This is a genomic window from Caballeronia sp. LZ032, assembly GCF_031451315.1.
Classification (GTDB): domain Bacteria; phylum Pseudomonadota; class Gammaproteobacteria; order Burkholderiales; family Burkholderiaceae; genus Caballeronia.
In genome coordinates this window covers 210,233-225,897 of the sequence record NZ_JARUXP010000004.1, presented here as the reverse complement: position 1 = coordinate 225,897, position 15,665 = coordinate 210,233, and the positions used below count along the sequence as shown (strand labels likewise).

Annotated in this window: 13 protein-coding genes; 5 read left to right on the top strand and 8 right to left on the bottom strand. The window is 66.0% G+C overall.

The features are described from left to right. The first annotated feature begins 274 nt into the window (after positions 1 to 274). Positions 275 to 1,804, top strand: a complete 1,530-nt coding sequence (locus QCE69_RS29030) for an MDR family MFS transporter (protein WP_309934414.1) — start codon at positions 275 to 277, stop codon at positions 1,802 to 1,804. Between the two features lie 13 nt (positions 1,805 to 1,817). Further along, positions 1,818 to 2,585: an AAA family ATPase gene (locus QCE69_RS29025; protein ID WP_309934412.1), complete on the top strand. Its 768-nt coding sequence runs from the start codon at positions 1,818 to 1,820 to the stop codon at positions 2,583 to 2,585. Between the two features lie 7 nt (positions 2,586 to 2,592). Here the strand turns inward: QCE69_RS29025 and QCE69_RS29020 are convergent, their stop codons facing one another. Further along, entirely contained in the window at positions 2,593 to 2,814 is a 222-nt protein-coding gene (locus tag QCE69_RS29020) for a hypothetical protein (RefSeq protein ID WP_309819313.1), read from the bottom strand. A gap of 151 nt (positions 2,815 to 2,965) precedes the next feature. Then, positions 2,966 to 4,762, bottom strand: a complete 1,797-nt coding sequence (locus tag QCE69_RS29015) for an alkaline phosphatase D family protein (protein ID WP_309934410.1) — start codon at positions 4,760 to 4,762, stop codon at positions 2,966 to 2,968. Positions 4,763 to 5,315: 553 nt separating this feature from the next. Here QCE69_RS29015 and QCE69_RS29010 point away from each other — a divergent pair. Beyond that, on the top strand, positions 5,316 to 7,196 hold the full coding sequence (locus QCE69_RS29010) for a PAS domain S-box protein (RefSeq protein WP_409021258.1): 1,881 nt from the start codon (positions 5,316 to 5,318) through the stop codon (positions 7,194 to 7,196). A gap of 18 nt (positions 7,197 to 7,214) precedes the next feature. Here QCE69_RS29010 and QCE69_RS29005 read toward each other — a convergent pair whose 3' ends face one another. Both QCE69_RS29005 and QCE69_RS29000 read right to left on the bottom strand, forming a co-directional pair. Next, on the bottom strand, positions 7,215 to 8,282 hold the full coding sequence (locus QCE69_RS29005) for an FUSC family protein (protein ID WP_309935404.1): 1,068 nt from the start codon (positions 8,280 to 8,282) through the stop codon (positions 7,215 to 7,217). A gap of 130 nt (positions 8,283 to 8,412) precedes the next feature. Further along, positions 8,413 to 9,330 (bottom strand): LysR family transcriptional regulator, encoded by a 918-nt coding sequence (locus tag QCE69_RS29000; protein WP_309934407.1) that lies wholly within the window; start codon positions 9,328 to 9,330, stop codon positions 8,413 to 8,415. 120 nt (positions 9,331 to 9,450) lie between these two features. On the opposite strand from QCE69_RS29000, the gene QCE69_RS28995 reads away from it, so the two are divergent. Beyond that, on the top strand, positions 9,451 to 9,885 hold the full coding sequence (locus tag QCE69_RS28995) for a VOC family protein (RefSeq protein WP_309934405.1): 435 nt from the start codon (positions 9,451 to 9,453) through the stop codon (positions 9,883 to 9,885). A 130-nt stretch (positions 9,886 to 10,015) separates the two neighbouring features. Beyond that, positions 10,016 to 11,578 (top strand): serine hydrolase, encoded by a 1,563-nt coding sequence (locus QCE69_RS28990; RefSeq protein ID WP_309934404.1) that lies wholly within the window; start codon positions 10,016 to 10,018, stop codon positions 11,576 to 11,578. A 64-nt stretch (positions 11,579 to 11,642) separates the two neighbouring features. On the opposite strand, the gene QCE69_RS28985 is transcribed toward QCE69_RS28990, so the two are convergent. From QCE69_RS28985 to phnL, 4 genes are all read right to left on the bottom strand, one after another. Further along, entirely contained in the window at positions 11,643 to 11,930 is a 288-nt protein-coding gene (locus QCE69_RS28985; RefSeq protein WP_309925654.1) for a hypothetical protein, read from the bottom strand. 245 nt (positions 11,931 to 12,175) lie between these two features. After that, entirely contained in the window at positions 12,176 to 13,540 is a 1,365-nt protein-coding gene (locus tag QCE69_RS28980; RefSeq protein ID WP_309934403.1) for an MFS transporter, read from the bottom strand. Positions 13,541 to 13,762: 222 nt separating this feature from the next. Next, positions 13,763 to 14,896, bottom strand: coding sequence for an alpha-D-ribose 1-methylphosphonate 5-triphosphate diphosphatase (locus QCE69_RS28975; RefSeq protein ID WP_309934402.1), 1,134 nt, complete (start codon positions 14,894 to 14,896; stop codon positions 13,763 to 13,765). Beyond that, positions 14,890 to 15,657 (bottom strand): phosphonate C-P lyase system protein PhnL, encoded by a 768-nt coding sequence (phnL, locus tag QCE69_RS28970; RefSeq protein ID WP_309934400.1) that lies wholly within the window; start codon positions 15,655 to 15,657, stop codon positions 14,890 to 14,892. The genes QCE69_RS28975 and phnL overlap by 7 nt, the downstream gene beginning before the upstream one ends. Positions 15,658 to 15,665: the final 8 nt, after the last annotated feature.

Genomic DNA, 15,665 nt, shown 5'->3' with positions numbered 1-15,665 from the left:
TAGCGATTAATGAGGAGCGCGACTTCGGTCTCACAGGGTTGAACCTGGTCGAACCGCGCGTTTGATCCTCGCGGCCGGCGCAAGCAGCATCGGCCGGCACGGGATAACATTGCACGGGTCGCCAGTTCACCGGCAACGCCGCTCCGGACGAAAGCCAATTGCAAGAATAATCACAGGCCGGGGCATCGCCGCTGTCTCTTCCATTCACGTGCAGGACCCGCAAGTGCGCAGCTGCATCGGTTGCGCGGCGGGTGGCGCGTCTTTCGACCACCGCATGTCACAGTCCCGTCAAACCGTTCGTCCTCTCGTCATTGCCGCCGTCATGGCTTCGATGGCCATGGTCGCGATCGAGGCCACCATCGTCTCGACCGCCATGCCGCAAATCGCCACGCAGCTCGGCGGCCTGAATCTCTACAGCTGGGTGTTCTCGTCGTTCCTGCTCACGCAGACCGCGCTCACCGTGGTGTTCGGCAAGCTCTCCGACATCTTCGGGCGCAAGCCAGCCGTGCTCACGGGCATCGTGATCTTTCTGATCGGCTCGGTGCTGGCAGGCTTTGCGTGGTCGATGCCCGCGATGATCGTGTTCCGGCTGATCCAGGGCGTCGGCGCGGGCGCGATCCTGCCAGTGGCGCTGACCGTGGTCGGCGATCTCTATCCGGCGCGCGAACGCGGCAAGGTGCAGGGCTATCTGGCGAGCGTGTGGGCGGTGTCGGCGGTGCTCGGGCCGATGGTCGGCGGCCTCCTGATCCGCCAGTTCTCGTGGGCGTGGATCTTCTGGATCAACGTGCCGATCGGCATCCTGGCCGCCGCGCTGTTCGTGTTCTTCCTGCACGAGGAAAAGCGCCATGACCGTCCGGCGATCGACCTGGGCGGCGCGTTCCTGTTCACCGCCGCCGTCGCCTCGCTGATGATGGCGCTCACCGACGCGGGCCGTGCGAGCAATGTGCGCGTCGGCGTGGAACTGGCCGTGCTGCTGCTGAGTTGCGTGCTGTTTGTCTGGCAGGAACGCCGCGCCGCCGACCCGATGATCTCCTTCAGCCTGTGGTCGCACCGTCCGATCGCGGCCAGCAACGCGGCGACCTTGCTCGCCGGCATGGCGATGATGGGCCTCACCACCTTCCTGCCGATGTACGTGCAGGGCGTGATGCACCGCACGCCGGTCGAAGCGGGCCTCGCGCTCACGATGATGATGATCGGCTGGCCGAGCGGCGCGACCTTCACGTCGCGCACCTTCACGCGCATCGGGCTGCGCCGTCTGCTGATGATCGGGCCGGTGTTCATTCCGCTCGGCTCGGTGCCGTTCGTGCTGTTGGGACCCGAGTCGAGCCCGGTGTGGGCGGGCGTGGGCTCGGCGATCGTCGGCTTCGGCATGGGCATTACGAGCGTGTCGTGCCTGATCCTGATCCAGGAGATCGTGCAGCCGCTCGAACGCGGCAGCGCGACCGCGTCGAACCTGTTCTCGCGCAATCTCGGCAACACGCTCGGCGCGGCCGTGTTCGGCGCGGTGCAGAACTTCGGGCTCACGCACACGGACGGCCTGCCTCCCGTCCATGCCGATCAGCTCAAGGCGCTGCTGACGTCCGTGACCGGCGACTTCGCCGCCAACGAGGACATTCGCCTGGTGCTGCATCATTCGCTGCACCTGACCTTCACGGCGATGTTCGTGATCGCGCTGGGCGCCGTGGTGTCGATGCTGTTCATGCCGAAGATCGATTTGAGCCGGAAGCGCGAGTCGGTCGGGGCCGTGGGCGCGACCGATGCGGCGAATGCGGCAAAGAACGCGGCGAACCAGGCGTTCCACTGACGCGCCGCCGCCGATGGTCATCTCGACCCGCTTCATCAGCCGCATCACGCTGTTGCGCGACAAGGCGCCGTCGTTCGATGCCTATCCGTTCTCGCTGCCCGCCGTGCGCGGGCTGGACACGCTGGAGCCGCATCCGAAGGTCACGTTCCTGGTCGGCGAGAACGGCTCGGGCAAGTCTACCCTGCTGGAAGCCATTGCCGTTTCGATGGGCTTCAATCCCGAAGGCGGCTCGAAGAACTTTCGCTTCGGCACGCGGGTTTCGCACTCGCCGTTGCATGAATACCTGCGCATCGCAAAGGGCGTGAAGCGGCCGCGCGACGGTTTCTTCTTGCGCGCCGAGAGCTTCTTCAACGTGGCCACGCAGATCGAGGAACTCGACGCCGAACCGGGTCTCGGCGCGCCGGTGATCTCGTCGTACGGCGGCCGGTCGCTGCACGAGCAGTCGCACGGCGAGTCGTTCCTGACGCTGCTGATGGAGCGTTTCGGCGGGCAAGGACTCTATCTGCTCGACGAACCCGAGGCAGCGCTGTCCCCGCAGCGCCAGCTTGCCGCGCTGGCGCGCATCCACGACCTGACCGCCGACGCCTCGCAGTTCATCATCGCCACCCATTCGCCAATCCTGATGGCTTACCCCGAAGCGTGGATCTACCAGTTCACGGCGGACGGCATCGAACGGGTCGCGTACGAAGACACCGAGCACTTCAAGGTGACGCGCGCGTTTCTGGCCAACCCGGAACGCATGCTGCGCACGCTCTTCGACAACACCGACGGCGAAGACTGAACGCCCCTCAGTCCTGCGACTCCAGCAGCGGGCTGGCGTGCTTGACGGTGGCGAGGCTCGTGCTGGCGGGTTCGCTGTCGGCGGCCAGTGCGCGCGAATCGGAGAGGTAACGCGACAGCAGCGCGTTGTCGTCCATGTACAGGTTCTGCGGGTCGTGGCCGCGGATGAGGGCGTAGCAGCCGGCGGCCAGCGCCACGGCCAGGACAACGCCGATGAGTTTTCCGATCATGATCGTGCTCCTGAGGGTTTCAAGGTTCACTTCATGGGCCTCGTCGCACTGCCTGCCACAGGCTCGATCTCCCGAAATGTGCACGCAGTGTACGTTTGCACCCGCGTGATGAAATCCCCCCGGAAGCATGACTCCGAAGCGGTGGCGCCCGTCACACGTCGTCCTGAACCGTCACGGCCACCGCGCCCGCGTTGATCGTCAGTTGCGTGCGCTTTTGCAGCGGCGCGGCGGGCGCGCTGCCGTCGGCGTTCAGGAACTTCATCTTGTTGAAGATTGCGATGAACTGCGTCGGCGTGACGGTCGCGGTCGCATAGCCGATGCCGTCGTGATCGGCGTACTGCATGTCCGGATTGTTCTGACGGATGAACGCGTCGAACAGCGCGGGCGCGCTGATCAGCGAGGCCAGCGGCATGCCCGCCGAATAGGTCTTCACGTCCTCGAAGAACGGCTGGCTGCTGATGCCCGCCGACATCAGGTCGATCATGACCGGCGTGCCGTTCGCGGGGTCCGGCACGTCGCGCACGATGCCCGCCTGGAACGCATGCAGGTCGCCCGTGATGGCGACAAGATTGCTGATGCCCTGCGCCTTCACGAACGCCAGCAGATCCGCCTTGTGCGACGGATAGCCGTCCCATGCGTCGCAGTCGAGCACGAACACGACGTTGTCGGGCGCCGGCGCGAGCGCGCTCAGGTCGAGCCACAGGCGGTTCATCATCACTTCGTTGCCCCACACCTTCCAGATCGCCGTCGATGCCTTCAGCGTGTCCTTCCACCATTGCGTCTGCCTGGGACCGAGAATGGACGGCACGCGGCCGAGGCGCTGCGTGTCGGCTGCCTCGAACTGCGCGAGCACCTGCTGCTGCACGAAGTAGCGCGAACCGACGAGGTCGTTGCCGTTCACCGGATCGTGCCCGAGCGCCTGCGCGATCGCCGCTTCGGGCACCACGTGATCGTCGCGATAGAGCCGCTCGTCCGTCATGACGAGATGGATCAGCGAGCCGAAGTGGAAGTCGCGGTAGATGCGGATGTTGTCATAGGCCGGATTGTTCAGATCGAACGACACGTCGCCCCAGTCGACCGGAAGGTATTCCGCCCATGCCTGGTTAGCGTTGCGGCGCCGCGCGGTCTGCTGCAGGTTGGCGTTGGTATAGGTCTGGTGGTCCTGCCAGCAGTCGTCGGAGAACTCGTGATCGTCCCAGATCGCGATGACCGGAAAACGCGCATGCACGTTCTGCAAGCGCGCGTCGCCACGGTAAGTGCGATACAACGTGCGGTAGTCGTCGAGCGTGTTGGCATACACGCCGCCGCTTGGCAGGGTGATCGTGGGATGCGCCGGTTCCACCGTGCCGGACGGCGCGGCGAAGCCCGCTTCGTAGATGTAATCACCCAGATGCACGACGAAATCGAGATCGGTTTCGGCGGCCAGCAGGTTGAGGGCTTGCCAGTGGTTCGCGCTCCAGTTCTGGCACACGAACCACGCGAAGCGCACTTGCGGAACGGCATCCGTCGATGCGGCGGCGGTGCGGGTCGTGCCTGTCGCGCTGGCATCGCTGCCTGCGATGAAGCGGTAGTAATACGTGGTCTGCGCGGCCAGCCCGGTGACTTTTGCGCGGACGGTGAAATCGTAGTCGGGCACCGCGCTCAAGGGCACGCTGGCGACGAGCTGCGCGAAGTCCTGTTGCGTGGAGACCTGCAAGGTCAGCGTGACCGGCGTTTGTGAAGCACTCCCGTTCGCGACACAGCGCGTCCAGAACACCGTTGATACATCGCGCGGGTCGCCGCTCGCGACGCCCTGCGGAAAAGCGAAGGCGCCGGCTGCGGGCGGCGGGGCGGTGCCGCCGCCGGGGTTGCTGTCGTCGTCGTGACTGGAGTGACAGGCCGCGAGCGTGCCGGACGCAGCCGCCACCGTGTAGAACGCGGACAGGGATAGGAAACGTCGACGGTCCATGAGAGCCTCCGTGAGCGGACTTCAGGGCGATGCGCAAGGAGCGGGAGATCGCTGGATGCGTCGGGCCTGCCGACGGATGAGCGCGGCTCGTTTTCGAAACCGAACCCTTACACGCTATGAAGGGTGGTGGGGAGTGTCAAGCGGCGTTTGCGTGACGGGGAGCTGCCCCGCCAGCCCACCGGTCCGGAAGCAGAAGTTCACGTGCGCGAAGCTGTCCCGGTCGGCCATATCGACAGACTCGTCGTGCATGGCCCGACGCTTGCTGCCCATCTGCAATCCATGTTCCCCCGCACTGGACATGAGCCAGGTGACTGTTGATGAAAACCGGTGTTTACTAGGGCGTTGAGATCCAGAGCTTCTCCGGCTGCGCCATCGGCAACCGATCAAACTGTGTTATCAATAGGCCCTGTCCGTCGAGCATCCGTCTCTCCGAGACCGATCGTTCGAACCCGCAAAGCAGGCCAACGCCGTACTGAAACACAGAATCATGACCCGATCGAAAGCAGCCGCCGTCCCCCACCCTGCCCCGGAACTCGCCCTTCCCGGCCATGCGATGAGCGACGCGCACTATCACGCGCTCGTCAACGCCATCGAGGATTGCGCGATCTTCATGCTCGACCTGAACGGCCGCATCACGAGCTGGAACACCGGCGCGCGCAAGATCAAGGGCTATGAGGCGCACGAGATCATCGGCGAGCCTCTGTCGCGCTTCTATACCGCGGAATCCGTGGCGCGCGGCTGGCCCGAGTACGAGTTGAAGCAGGCCTATACCACCGGCCGCTTCGAGGACGAAGGCTGGCGCGTGCGCAAGGACGGCTCGCTGTTCTGGGCCAACGTCGTCATCACGGCGGCGCGCAACACGCAAGGCCAGATCATCGGCTACGCCAAATACACGCGCGATCTCACCGCCAAGCGCGCCGAGGAAGAAAAGCTGCGCCTGTCGGAAGAACGCTTCCGGTTGCTCGTCGAAAGCGTCAGCGACTACGCCATCTTCATGCTCGATCCCGACGGCTGCATCGCGAGCTGGAACACGGGCGCGATGCGCATCAAGGGGTATCGGCCGCAGGAGATCCTCGGCAAGCATTTCTCCGCGTTCTATTGCCCCGAGGACCTCGTCGCGAACGTCCCCGAAACCCAGTTGCAGACGGCCATCCGCACCGGACGCGTCGAAACCGAAGGCTGGCGCGTGCGCAAGGACGGCTCGCTGTTCTGGGCCAACGTGGTGATCACCGCGGTGTACGACGAACATCGCGTCCTGCGCGGCTTCGCCAAGGTCACGCGCGACATGAGCGAACGCAAGCGTCTGGAGCAGCTCGAAGCGTCATCGCGGCGCATCAGCGAATTTCTCGCGACCCTCGCGCACGAACTGCGCAATCCGCTCGCGCCGGTTCGCAATGCCGTCGGCGTGATGCAGATGGAAGCGGACCTCAACCCGCGCGTGGCCGCGTGCCGCGACATCATCGACCGGCAGACCTCGCATCTCGGGCGGCTCGTCGACGACCTGCTCGACATGGGCCGCATCACCACCGGCAAGATCGACCTGCGCCTCGCGCGCGCCGACATCAGCGACATCGTCGCGCGCGGCATCGAACTCGTGCGGCCGTTCACCGACGAACGCACGCAGCAGATCGCCACCCGGCTGCCGGACCAGCCGGTCATCCTGATGGGCGACAGCACCCGGCTCGTGCAGGTCGTGCAGAACCTGCTCAACAACGCTTCGAAATTTTCGCCGCACGGCAGCACCATCACGGTGACGGTCGAGTGCGAGCCCAGCGCCATGCTGATCCGCGTGATCGACACCGGGCGCGGCATCTCGCAGAAAGGGCTGACCTCCATCTTCGACCTGTTCGTGCAGGAAGATCATTACCTCGATCCGGGCGAAGCGGGGCTCGGCATCGGGCTGACGCTGTGCCGCTCGATCGTCGAGCTGCACGGCGGCTCCATCAGCGCGGCGAGCGCCGGCGCGCACCAGGGCAGCACGTTCACGGTGCGCCTGCCTTACGCATCCGTCGACGACGCACCGCGCCCGCATCGCGTGCTCGCGCAGGACGCGACAAGCGGCACCGGCCTGCGCGTGGTGGTCATCGACGACAACCGCGATTCCGCCGACAGCCTCGCCATGTTGCTGCAACTGAAAGGGCACGACGTGCGCATTGCCTATCACGGCAAGGAAGGCATCGACGTGGTGCGGCATTTTCCACCCGACCTGATCCTGCTCGATCTCGCGCTGCCGGACATCGACGGCTTCGCGGTCCTGCGTTCACTGCGTTCGTTGCGGCTGCTCAGCGGCGCGATGGTCGTCGCGATGACGGGCTTCGGACAGGAGAGCGACAAGGAACGCTCGGCACAGGCGGGCTTCGAGGGGCATCTCGTCAAGCCGGTCAATTTCGCGGAGCTCGATACGCTACTGGACGCGCTGGCGCAGCGCCATTGAGGCGCGGCGCCGTGGCCGTCAGTTGCGCAGCAGCCGCAACGGAAAGATGAGCCGCGACGCCGCCCATCCGAGCGCGCCGCCCAACAGCGTCTCCCAGGCGCGGGCGGCGAGCAGCGGGATCGAATGAATGCCGTTGACGGCAAGCGTGACGATCAGCACGAAGCCGAACGCGCCGCAGGCAATGTCGTAGCGTTCCGGCAGGGACATCGCATACGCGATCATCGCCAGCGCGGCCAGCGCCCAGATCACCACCGGCCAGTGCTCGGCAAGCGGCAGGCATACGATGCCGAGCGGCACGCCGACGAGCGTTCCATAGATGCGCCGGCGAACGCGCTCCGTCGTGCCCACCGCGGACGTCGCGACCACATAGACGCAGGCCGTGATCGCCCAGGCCGATTCCCGCAGCGAGAACGCGCGATTGAGCAGCACCACGACCAGCGATGCGCAGGCGGCCTGCAAGCCCATCGCGAGCGCGGGCGAAACGGCCTCCCGTCCGTAGGCGGGTTCCGAGCGCAGCGCCGGCAGCACGACCGGATGTTCCGCCGGCCCTGACAGCACGCGCGGCACGAGCGCCGCCAGCATGCCGATCATGAGCGCGAGCAGGATCGCGCCGGTGTCGCCGGGGGTGAGATTCAGTCCATAGGCAAGCACCTGGCCGATGTACAACTGCGAGCCCATGCCCGCGCCGGTGCTCCCGAAGCGCTTCAGATAGCCCGCGAAGAACGCGCCGCTCACGAGAATCAGTTCCGCGCCGCCCCGCCCGAGATGACGGAACAGCGGCCCGAACCACGCGAACAGCAGCGCGCCGAATGCGGCGGCGAGACACAGGATGACGAGATCGCGGCTCGATTCCCCACGCGTCGTGCGGGCTTCGGAGACGCTCGCCCACAGCGCGAAGCCGCCCGCGAGCGCTCCCACCAACGTGCCGCCAGGAATGCCTTGCGTGACGTCCTGCAAGGCGCCGAGCGCCGCCGCGATACCGTAGGCGGTCACGAGCCGCAAGCCCTTGATGCGCCGGTGCGTGCCGGGATCGACGCGGTCCAGCCAGTCGAGCGCCGCCTGGGCGCGCAGTGTGGCGTAGCGCATGACGGAGCGCGCGGTATTGGCGGTATTGGCGGGACGCGTGTTCGATGTGTCCGGACCGGCGGCAGGCTGTTCGTCGTCCATTGGAAACCCCGCGAAATGACACGGCCGGCAGCCGCGCCTGCCACGCATTCTAGGCGACGCCGCCGCGCTTGCGCATGGAAACGCGCTTCGGCGCGTGTGCTGCTGTCACGATGCAGTCCGCGAGTCGCGCGGCCGCGTCGGGCTCGGCGGCACGCGCGCGCCGCGCCCGTTCGGCGAGACCAATCTCGCGATGAAACGTATCCTCGCCCAGTGAAAGCGCGATGACGCCGCGCGGCCATGGCCGCAGCGCGCGCGAATCCGGCAGCAGCGCCACGCCCAGTCCGCGCGCGACGAGCTCGACGATACCCGGCAGTTCGTCCGCCTCGATCGATTCGCGCACCGCGATGCGCCGCTCGCGCAGGAACAGATCCACCTGCCGCCCGCCGAACGAACGCCGGTCATAACGGATGAACGGCTCGGTTTCGAGCAGGTCGCGCCAGTGCGCCCCACGCCGCGCGCCGGACGCCAGCAACACGTAAGGCTCCGCGCTCAAGGTGCGCCATTGCAGTTCCGCCGGCAGCGAGAACGGCGGACGGATGATGACGGCCATGTCCATTTCCCCGGCATCGACCTGGGCGAGCAGATTCAGCGACACGCCCGGCACCAGACGGATGCGCCACGCCGGCAGCGTCCGCCCGAATGCGGCAATGGCATCCGGCAGCAGCGCCGCATGCGCTGAAGCGATCGCGCCCACCGACAGCGAGCCGCCCCGCCCGCCCTCGCCTTCGGGTTCCGCGAGACGCGCATAGAGCGATATGAGTTCGTCGGCGAGTTCGAGGGTGCGCTTGCCCGCCTTGTTGAGCGTCGCCGAGCGCCCGGTGCGGTCGAAGAGCGCGAAGCCCAGGTGCGCTTCCAGGCGCTGCATTTGCGCGCTGACGGCCGACTGCGTGAGCCCGATGCGCGCTCCCGCGCCCGCAAAATTGCCGTGACGCGCCACGGCGATAAAGGTCTGGAGTTCGCGCAACATGTTCGATTCATCGAAATAAGTGGGGCTCAGTCCAGCAATATATCGTTTTCAAACAGAAATATTCATGAATACACTGTCGGCTCGTCCCCGCCGTATCCGTATGGAAAAGGAATCTTCATCATGAACACCACCCAGCACGCCATGCCGCCGTTCCATCTGGCCTTCCCGGTTCATAGCCTCGCCGCCGCCCGCGCCTTCTACGGCGACTTGCTCGGCTGCCCCGAGGGACGCAGTTCCGAAGCATGGGTCGACTTCGATTTCTACGGTCATCAGATCGTCGCGCATCTGGCGCCGGAGGAGATCGGCCATCGCTCGACCAGCGCCGTCGACGGCGACGCCGTGCCGGTGCGCCACTTCGGCGTCGTGCTCTCGATTCCCCAATGGGAAGAACTTGCGGACAAACTGCGCGCCGCGCAGACGCGCTTCATCATCGAGCCGCATGTGCGCTTCAAGGGCGAAGTCGGCGAGCAGGCGACGATGTTCTTCCTCGATCCGTCGGGCAACGCAGTCGAGATCAAGGCCTTCGCCGACATGTCCTCGCTGTTCGCGAAGTAAGGCTTCCCGAGCGGGCGCCGCGTCTTGCCGCTTTCAAACATGCTTCGTGTGTCTGACGGATTGTTTCCAATATAGAATCCGCCGGGCGCACTGAGCGCGACAGTGGTAACGATAACGAGGAGACGCGTGTATGGAACCTTTGCAAGGACGCCGACGCTTTCTCGGCGCGGCGCTGTGCAGCACGATCGCGGCATGCGGCGGTTCGGATTCCGACGATTCCGGCGCAGCCACTTCTTCCGGCAGTAACCCGACCGGCCCCGTGCCGGATGCGCAGGTCAACGCCGCGCTCGCCCAACTCGATACCCTCGCCAACAACCTGATGACCGCCACCGGCATTCCCGGCATGGCGGTCGCGGTCGTGCGCGGCACGCAGACGGTCTACGCCAAGGGCTTCGGCACGCGGCTCGTGGGTTCGGGCCAGGCGGTCGATGCGGACACCGTGTTCCAGCTCGCGTCGGTCTCGAAGTCGGTGGGCGCGGCGGTGGTCGCGCGTCAGGTCGGCACCGGCTCGATTGCATGGAATACGCCGGTGCGCGCGCAATTGCCGTGGTTCACGTTGTCGGATGAAGAGGTCAGCGCGGCCGTGACCATCGGCGATCTTTACTCGCACCAGTCCGGCCTGCCCGATCACGCGGGCGACACGCTGGAAGACATGGGCTATGGGCGCATGGACGTGTTGCAACGGCTGCGCTATTTGCCGCTGCATCCGTTCCGTCATTCGTACTTCTATACCAACTTCGGGCTCACGGCGGCGGCGCAGGCCGTTGCGACGGCGGCGGGCATCGACTGGGAAACGCTGTCCGACAACGTGCTGTATCAACCGCTCGGCATGAGCAGCACCAGTTCCCGATACGCCGATTTCATCGCGCGCCCGAACCGCGCTCTCGGGCACGTCAAGGTGGGCAATGCGTGGGTGCAGGGCACGGGCACGATGCCCGATCCGCAATCGCCGGCGGGCGGCGTGAGTTCGTCGGTCAACGACATGGCGAAGTGGCTCGCGATGATGCTCGGCGCGGGCGTCTTCAACGGCAAGCGCATCGTCGATGCCGCAGCGCTCGCGGCCGCCACCACCGCGCAGGTGCAGAGTTCTCCGCCCGGCGGCGGCGATCCGGCTGGCTACTACGGTTATGGTCTCAACGTGGGAACGACGAGCGCGGGACGGCCGTCGTACAGTCACTCGGGCGCATTCGCGCTGGGGGCGGCGACCAACTTCATGGTCGTGCCATCGACGAATCTGGCCATTGTCACGTTGACGAATGCGTTTCCGATCGGCGTCGCGGAAGCGCTCAACCAGCAGTTCTTCGACATCGTGCAGACCGGCTCGATCCAGCGCGACTGGTTCAAGCTCTACAACGATGCGCTGGCGTCCCTCGCCAAGCCGAGCGGCTCGCTCGTGGGCGCGACGCCGCCCGCGGCACCGCTGCCGGCGCGAGCGTTGTCCACCTATACCGGCACTTACCAGAACGACTACTTCGGGCCGATCCAGGTCAGCGAGCAGAATGGCGCGCTTGTCATCGTCATCGGGCCGCGTCCGTTGACGCTCACGCTCTCGCACTGGGACGGCGACGTCTTCACGTTCACGCTCGTCAACGAGAATGCCAATCCAGGTTCCATCTCGAAGGCTTCGTTTTCGAGCGATCGCGTGACGCTCGAATACTACGATGCGGACGGACTGGGCACGTTCATCCGTTGAGTGTCGGACGCCATCAAACGCAACGGGACGCCGCGCGGCGTCCCGTTGTGCTTTTCGGCGCAGGTTACTTGCCCGAGCCGCTCGCAGTGACCGGCGCACCCGGACCGCTCGGCGTGGCGGTGCCGCCCGGCTCGGTGGACGGGCCCGCTGCCATCGGGCTCTTTTGCATCTTCTTCGAATGCGATGAGGACTTGTGCGAATGCGACATCGAATGAGCCGGCTGCGTGGTGGTCTGGGCGTTGTCGCCGGCTTGCAGGCCCGTGCTCGAGCTCGGCGGATTGTCCTGCGCGAAAGCGGATGCGCACACGAGAGCGAAGGCACCGGCAGCAGTGGTAAGGGCAAAACGTTTCATATCGAAAGCTCCTGATGACGATTGTCGGAATGCGATTCTTGCGGCGTGTCATGCCTGCTGGCCGTCGGAACGCTGCACCCGACGGCCGGTCGCATCTCAGGAGTCAGCACACGCTATGCCACGGTCTGACGTTTCGCTCACGGCAGCGGCAAACAGAAGGCGGATTGCAACGCGCGCTACCCAAACAAAACGCCCCGCGTGACTCGCATCACGCGGGGCGTTCACTCATGCAGAACTCACATCCGTCAATGTCCGGCGGGCTCCGTGGAGTCCAGTTCATTTGCCATGGCCGTCTGCGGATGCGCGGCCTGCTTGATGAACAACGCGACAGCGGAAATCAGACCCGCCACGGCGATGGTCGCGAAAATGCCGCCGAAGCTGAAATGCAGGCGCGTCAGCTCGGCAACGAGAAACGATCCCGCGATCCCGCCAAAGCGCCCGATGCCCAGCATCCATGCCACGCCGGTGCCGCGTCCCTGAGTGGGATAGAAGGCGGCGGCGAGCGCGGGCATCGACGATTGCGCGGTGTTCATCAGCACGCCCGCGACGAACACGACCAGCACGAGCAGTCCCACGTTGCCCACTGCCTGACCGATCAGATACACGCTTACAGCGGTCAGCACATAGCACACGGCGATGATGCGGTTCGCGTTGAACTTGTCCATCAGCACGCCGCACAGCACGGCGCCGACGCCGCCGAGCGGGAACAGCGCGGAGATCAGCGTCGCGGTCTGCGGCGCGAGGCCCGATTCCTTGAGCAGGATCGGCATCCAGTTGATGGACGCGTAGAAGATCACGAGGCCCATGAAATACGTGACCCACAGCATCACCGAGCCGACGATGTACGAGCGCGACAGCACCACGCTCATGCCGCTCTGCCCGGCGGCGGCGGGCGCCTTCTCGGTCATGAAGAACGAACCGGCCTGCATCGCGTCCACCGAGATGCGCGCAAGCGTGGCGCGAATCTTCTCGACCGGCCGAGCCTTCGCCACCATGTAGCGCACCGACTCCGGCAGCGTCGCGATCAACAGCACCGAGAGCACCAGCGGCGCGATGCCGCCAAGCAGCAGCACGCTGCGCCAGCCGAAGTGCGGGATCATCCACGCCGCGAGAAACCCGCCGAACGCCGCACCCAGCGGAAAGCCGCAGAACATCAGGTTGATCAGCGTGGCGCGGCGGTTGTCGGGGCAGAACTCGCTCATCATCGTGACGGCGTTCGGCATGGCCGCGCCCAGACCCAGGCCGGTGACGAAGCGCAACGCAGTGAGTTGCGTCAGGTCCGCCGCGAACGACGAAGCCAGGCACGCGACGCCGAAGATCAGCACGGACGAAAGCAGCATCGCGCGGCGGCCCAGCTTGTCGGAGAGCGGCCCCGACAGGAGCGCACCCGCTGCGAGGCCGAACAGCGCCGCGCTCAGGACCGGCGCCAGCGCCGGACGGCTGATATGCCATTCGGCCACCAGCGAGGGCGCAATGAAACCGATCGCCGCGGTATCGAAACCGTCCAGCAGCACGATCACGAAGCACATCCCGAAGATGAGCCACTGAAACGGCGAGAACGGATGGTCGTTGATGAACGTCTGGACGTTCACGGCAGGACTTCTGCTCACTTCATTCCCTTTGTCAGATTGGGCGCGGGCGGCTCGCGATTCATGGCCCGGCACCGATTGCGCTTCTGCTAGCGAATAACCAAGAATGTTCGTTACGCGAACACCGATTCTCACAGCGAACTCGCCAGCGAGGGTACTGAAGAAGAGCGCACGCCGTCAACGCGGGCTTACCCGCGTATGACGGCGTGCTGACGTGAGGCTGTCAGGAATGAAGCGCCGGGCTCAGGCCACGCGTCGTCCGGCGCGCCAGGTTTCGCGCGGCACTTGCACGCCGTCCACCGAAGCTACGCGCACGAGATCGGCGCGCGCTCCGAGGGCGATGGCGCCGCGGTCCGTCAGCCCCGCCGCATGCGCGGGCGCCCAGGAAACCGTCGCGACCGCACGCGGCAGCGACCAGCCCGCCTTCGCGACCAGATCGAACACGGCGATCAGCAGGCTCGACGGTACATAGTCCGACGACAGGATGTCCAGCAGCCCCTCGCGCGCCAGATCGAGCGCGGAGACATTGCCCGAGTGCGATCCGCCGCGCACCACGTTCGGCGCGCCCATGATCGTCGCGATGCCGTGCTCGCGAGCCGCGCGCGCGGCGTCCAGCGTGGTCGGGAATTCAGCGAGCGCGATGCCATCACGTGCGGCTTCCTCGACATGCTCCACGAGCGTGTCGTCGTGGCTCGCGAGCGAGATGCCGAGCGTCTTGCAGCGCTCGACAATCTCCCCGCGATGCTTCGCCGCATAGCGCGCCTGATGCTCGGCCAATTCGGCGAGGATCTTGTTCGCGTGCTCGTCGCTCCACTTGCCGTGGCGTTCCTGATACTTGCGCCACTTCTCGTGGTCCTGCCATTGCCGCTGCCCGGGCGTGTGATCCATCACCGAGGCGAGCCGGAAGAGCGGATGCGCGCTCAGCGAATCGAAGACCTCGACAACGTCCGTCGTGCCCACTTCGCAGCGCAGATGCAGGAAATGATCGGCGCGCAGCACGCCGCGCTCGACGAACTTGCCGATCGACTGCGCGCACTGCACCTGCAATTCGCGGCCGCGCACGCCGTCTTCCGGACGCGAGCCGACGCCCAGCGCGTCGAACACGGTCGTGATGCCTGCCGACGCCACTTGCGCGTCATGCACGATGATCGCGGCTTCGGGATTCCACAGCACGCCCGGACGCGGCGCCAGATGCTTCTCGATGTTGTCCGTGTGCAGTTCGACGAAACCCGGCAGCAGATAGTCGCCGTCCCAGTCCTCGGCGTCGCGCGCGGCCGTGTTGCCCGGCGCGATCTCCGCGATCAGCCCGTCCTCGATCCGCACGGTGCCCGTGAAGTCCTCGTCGCGCGTCACGATGCGCGCATTCTTGATCAGCATGTCTGCAACACTCCGGAATCGGTTTGAACGGATGCGGCGGCAGCGCTCTCGAGCCGCACGATGCGGGTCGCGACGCGCGCACGCGTGTCCTCGTCATGAAAGATGCCGACGATCGCGGCGCCCTGCTCGCGCGCCTCGACGATCAGGTCCGCGACCACGTCGCGGTTTTCGGCATCGAGCGACGCGGTGGGTTCGTCGAGCAACAGCAGCGGATGCGCTGCGATCAAGCCGCGCGCGATGTTCACGCGCTGCTGCTCGCCGCCCGAAAACGTCGCGGGCGCGAGGTTCCACAGCCGGCGCGGCACGTTGAGCCGTTCGAGCAGGCCGCGCGCACGCACGCGCGCCGCCTCCTCCTCGATGCCGCGCGACACCAGCGGCTCCGCGACGAGATCGAGTGCGCTCACACGCGGGATTGCGCGCAGGAACTGACTCACATAGCCCAGGGTCGTGTTGCGCAGACGCAGGATCTCGTGCGGCTCGGCGCTCGTCAGCATCACGTGACGCGACGGCTGACTGTCGTCGCGAATGGCGATGGTGCCGCGCGTCGCGAGATAGTTGCCATACATGCAGCGCAGGAAGGTGCTCTTGCCCGCGCCGGACGCGCCCGCGAGCACGACGCACTCGCCGCGCGCGACATCCAGCGACACGCCCGCCAGCGCGGCAATGCGCGCCCCGCCCTGTTGATGCAGCGTGAAAGTCTTCTCGATGCCGCGTGCCTGGAGCATCAGCCGGTCGTGAGTGACGAAGTCATTCGTGGTCATCTGTCGTA